Source organism: Arthrobacter rhombi, assembly GCF_900163545.1.
Lineage (GTDB): Bacteria > Actinomycetota > Actinomycetes > Actinomycetales > Micrococcaceae > Arthrobacter_H > Arthrobacter_H rhombi_A.
In genome coordinates, this window is sequence record NZ_FUHW01000005.1 from 1 (window position 1) to 4672 (window position 4672).

4 protein-coding genes are annotated in these 4672 nt (G+C 56.2%); all 4 read right to left on the reverse strand.

Translation table 11 applies throughout. The annotated features are described in order from the left end of the window. Nucleotides 1–84: 84 nt before the first annotated feature. The 4 genes from FM101_RS01015 to FM101_RS01030 all read right to left on the reverse strand — a co-directional run bounded on the left by FM101_RS01015 (nucleotide 85) and on the right by FM101_RS01030 (nucleotide 4431). Nucleotides 85–1017 carry a 3-keto-5-aminohexanoate cleavage protein gene (locus FM101_RS01015; protein WP_086994176.1) on the reverse strand — a complete coding sequence of 311 codons (933 nt, stop codon included), beginning with the start codon at nucleotides 1015–1017 and terminating at the stop codon, nucleotides 85–87. A gap of 53 nt (nucleotides 1018–1070) precedes the next feature. Further along, entirely contained in the window at nucleotides 1071–1850 is a 780-nt protein-coding gene (locus FM101_RS01020) for an SDR family oxidoreductase (RefSeq protein WP_086994179.1), read from the reverse strand. A 109-nt stretch (nucleotides 1851–1959) separates the two neighbouring features. Further along, nucleotides 1960–3282 (reverse strand): MFS transporter, encoded by a 1323-nt coding sequence (locus FM101_RS01025; protein WP_179204198.1) that lies wholly within the window; start codon nucleotides 3280–3282, stop codon nucleotides 1960–1962. Between the two features lie 66 nt (nucleotides 3283–3348). Beyond that, nucleotides 3349–4431: a LacI family DNA-binding transcriptional regulator gene (locus FM101_RS01030; RefSeq protein ID WP_241895399.1), complete on the reverse strand. Its 1083-nt coding sequence runs from the start codon at nucleotides 4429–4431 to the stop codon at nucleotides 3349–3351. Nucleotides 4432–4672 lie beyond the last annotated feature (241 nt).

Genomic DNA, 4672 nt, shown 5'->3' on the forward strand with positions numbered 1-4672 from the left:
AACCGCCGACAGATATCAAGGATCCATCCCCGATATCCGCTACGGCTTCCGCCGCAGAACCGACACTTTTATCCATTGTCATGCTTAGAACCCCACCTTGTCTGCGCCTTTGAGATCGAGTATTTCGCGGGCCTCATCTGGTGTCGCGACCTCAAAATTCAGGGCTTCCAGAATGGTTCGGATACGTGAAACCTGTTCGGCGTTGGACGCTGCCAGCTGGCCTGGTCCGATCCACAGGGAATCTTCCAACCCGACACGGACGTGTGAGCCCATGGCGGCCCCGATAGTGGCCAATGGCATCTGATTTTTACCAGCTCCAAGGATCGACCACTGGTAGTCCTCGCCGAGCAACCTGTCGGCGGTGCGGCGCATGTGCATGAGATCCTCGGGGTGGGCCCCGATACCTCCCAGCAAGCCGAAGACCGACTGGACAAATAGGGGGCCACGCGCCAGCCCTCGCCCATGGAAGTGAGCCAGGTTATTAAGGTGAGAGATGTCGTAGCACTCGAACTCGAAGCGCGTGTCATTTGAGCTGCCGATGCCGAGGATTGTCTCGATGTCCGCAAACGTATTCTTGAAGACAAGATCTCTGGACTTCTCCAGAGACTCACGCTCCCACTCGTGGTCGAAATCAGCGTATCGGTCCAGCATCGGGTAGAGCCCGAAGTTCATGGATCCCATGTTCAGTGATGCCAATTCTGGCTTGAAAGTAGCAACCGGGAGCATTCGCTCCTCGACAGTCATATGGGGGGAGCCACCAGTCGTGATGTTGATGATCGCGCCCGTGTTGGCCTTGAGTTTTTCAAGAATTGGCTCAAAGTGCTTCGGATCTTGGGAAGGGCGCCCATCCTTGGGATCCCGGGCGTGCATGTGGACGACCGCGGCGCCGGCTTGCGCGGCTCCGATCGCCGCGTCTGCGATCTCGTCTGGTGTAACGGGCAGATGTGGGGACATGGTCGGCGTGTGGATGGCGCCAGTGACGGCGGAGGTGATGATGACTTTTTTCTTGGAGGCCATGTTAATTCCTTTGGTGGTACTCGAGAGTGTTGCCGTAAGAAGAGGGTCTGGGGCTAGTAGAGCTTCTCTGTATTGCCGTCGACAGCCATCGCCTGACCATTGACACTTCGGGCGAGATCACTGCCCAAAAACACTGCCATGTTTGCAATATCAGTTGCCTCAACAAGTCGGTTCAAAGATGACTGGCCGAGATAGAGGTCAGTGACTTCAGCCAATGGTCGCTTCAACATCTTTGCCTTGGCTTCAATGACTGCATCGATGCGGGGGCCGTCGACGGCCCCTGGGCATATGGCGTTGACACGTATGCCATCGCCACCGAGTTCGATGGCCAACGTTTTAGTTAGCCCGACGACTGCCCATTTGGAGGCGGAGTAGGGGCTGCGGCCCGCCATGCCCAGTCGTCCGGCGGCGGAGGAGAGGTTGACGATTGCCGCGTCTGTGGAGAGTCGGAGGAACGGCAGCGCATATTTGATGCAGTAGAACTGCCCGTGGACGTTAACGTCGAACGTTGCTTTCCAATCCGCTGCTTCTAAGGTTTCAATCGAGCCAGTAGGGCCAGCGATCCCCGCGTTATTGACCAAAATATCCAGTCCGCCGAGGTCAGTGGCAACGGTGTCCATAAGGGATCGAACTTGGTCCTCATTGGAGACATCGCTGACCGCTGCGGAAAAGCCGGAGGCACGTGCTGAATCCACAGCTGCGGGGTTGATGTCTGTTACGAATACTTTGGCGCCCAGATCTTGAAAGCGAGTGGCGATCGTTAGACCGATGCCTGCGGCCCCGGCTGTGACGAGAACCTTGCGGCCGGCGTAGTTTAGTCCGGTGTAATCCACGGGTACTGCTCCTTTTGGTGGTGAAGAATATTTGCAAACGCTGATGCTCAGGTGTGAATCCGAGGCTTTCGTCCGATGTTGGGCGGTCTAATTTGCTGAAAGTCAGTGCCTAGTGGCCAGAGACTGTGGCGAGGGCAGGATCTTCGGTGCCTCGCTTTAGCCAGCGCGTGAGGACAGCACCGATGACGCACATTGCGACGATGAACCAAAGGCCCGCGAACTTGGAACCGGTGGCGTCTTCCAGGAATCCCATGACGTATGGTCCGAGGAATCCCCCGAACAGTCCCACTGTGTTCACGAAGGCAATGCCACCTGCTAGCGCAGCCCCGGACAGACGTGTGGCCGGGTAGGTGAAGAGGATGGGCTGCAACGCGAAGAAGTTGAACGCCGCGAGGCAGAATCCGATGAGACCCAGCACAGGACCGCCAATTGCGCCGAGAGTGAATCCGGCCACGATACCAACCATTGTGCATGTGGCGATCAGTCGTGAGCGGCTGGCGTTGGTCGCCAAGCGGGGAAGCAGTAACGCGCCGGCTGCAGAGAAAATCCACGGGATAGAAGTAAGTAGACCGATTTGGATCGTGCTTAGTTCGCCATAAGTCCCGATGATTGAGGGAAGGAAGAAACTCAATGCGTACACAGCGATTTGATGGGCGAAGTAGATGGCCACAACTAGAAGAATCTGCTTGTCTTTCAGCACGTGGATCAGTTTTGAGTTCCCTGCTGCCTCGGCCCCCGATTTCTCCTCAGCGGCGATGCGAGCCTCTAGGTCCTCTGCCTCGGCCCTAGAGAGGAACTTTGCGTCGGTCGGTTTGTTGGGCAAGAACTTCCAAATTACGAATGCTAGAGCGCAGGCAGGCAACCCTTCGACGATGAACATCCATTGCCAGCCGTGAAGACCACCTAGACCGTCCAGCGTAAGTAGCACGCCACCGAGTGGAGCACCGATGATGTTAGCCAACGAGACTCCGAGCAGGAACATGCCGTTAGCTTTGGCGCGATCATTCGCGATGAACCATTGGGTCAAGAAGTAGATGACTCCAGGAAAGAGGCCAGCCTCAGCGACTCCGAGGAGCATTCGTAATATGTAGAAAGACCATTCCCCTTGGACGAGAGCCATGCAAGCAGACAGAATGCCCCACGTGATCATGATGCGCATGATCCAAAAGCGAGCTCCGACCTTGTGCATAATCAGGTTAGAAGGGATTTCTGATAGGGCGTAGGTCAGAAAGAACAAGCCGGCGCCGACGCCGTAAGCCGTGGCGGAGATGCCGAGATCGATCTCCATGCGGTCCTTGGCCATGCCAATGTTGGTGCGGTCTAGGAATGCCATTACATAGGCGGCAATCAGTAGAGGCATGACACGCCGGAAAATGAGTTTGTTGACGACATGCTGTGGTCTCATTGCCATCGCGTTCGTATGAGTGGACATGGCTACCTTTGCGTGGTGTTGGGTATGGAAAAGGTGGTGTTGCCGTGAGGAGTGTGAAACAAACCGTTAATGCAGAGAAGCGATACTCTTTGGGCAACCGCAAGTCGCACCTATGTGAATGGAGTGATCGCAGACTGTATGCGCATATGTGGTGCGCGGACTGGTGATTTGGTTGAGGAGTAGCTCGAAGGAACGCTCGGCCATCTGTTGGACCGGCTGAACGATCGTGGTCAGATCAATGAGGCGAGACCGGCTGTGAGGTAATCCATCACTCCCGGCGACGGCAACATCGCCTGGAATGGTCAGACCCAATGAAAGAGCGTGCTCCATAATGCCGATGGCAATCTCGTCGGAGCCGCAGACGATTGCCTCCGGAGGTTGTGGGGAGCCGAATAGTTTTTCGGCGGCTACTACACCGCCGTCGGAATTAAGTCGTGTGCTGATTTTTCGTTGACCAGTGATGGGAATTCCGGCTGCGGCGGCGGTTCGGACAAATGCTTGCTCTCGTGCCAATGAGGCAGTGGAAAACCTTGGGCCGATGACCGTTGCGATCTCTGTGTATCCGTGGGAAAGGACATGAGTCATGAGGGCCGAGGCGGCAGCGTCGTCGTCGATGCCGACAAAGTCCCCAGGAATATGGTCGGAACGACGAGATAGATAGACGTAGGGGATGCGTTTCTGTCGCAACGTCCTCAGAGCCCTAGAGTCCTCCCTCAGAGCTGCTGCGATGATGACACCATCCACGTTTCTGGCCGCTAATGTAGAGGCGACCTGAGCTAGGGACTCGGCGTCGTCCTGGGTGGTGGCTACGAAGACCTCGAAACCTTTGGAGGCCGTTGCATCAATGATGTGTTGTGCCCACCCGGTGTACATCTGGTTGACGATGTTGGGCAGAATCAATCCCACGACGCGGGTCAATAGCGGGTCGGGAAGACGCCCATGACGTATTGGTCGGTAACCTAATTCGTTGGCTACCTTGACGATGTGGCGACGTGTTTCGGTCGAGACGCCCGGCTGCCCATTCATCACGTAGCTCACTGTTGCTGCTGAGACCCCACAAGCGCGAGCAACGGCGGCGGCAGAAGTCTTAGCCGGGCGTGGCGCGCTTTCGTCATATGAGAGCTTCATCGCGGATGGGCTATCTGTCATGCCGGCTTCCTTCGGTGTGGACCTTGATGGTGTGTTTAGCGCTACTTGACGTTGTGATTTCTATTACAGAACGAGGCTGGGGCGTTAAGCAACGTTAAGTTGAAAAACTCAAAAGTACTGAAGAACTAGTGTTTCGACAAAGACAACGGCGCTTCGCTGTGGGAAGTGATCTTCGAGGTCATCGGGGCCTTCATCCCCATCCTGGGTGCCACGGTCACCGGGATCCTGGCCTCCGTCGTCG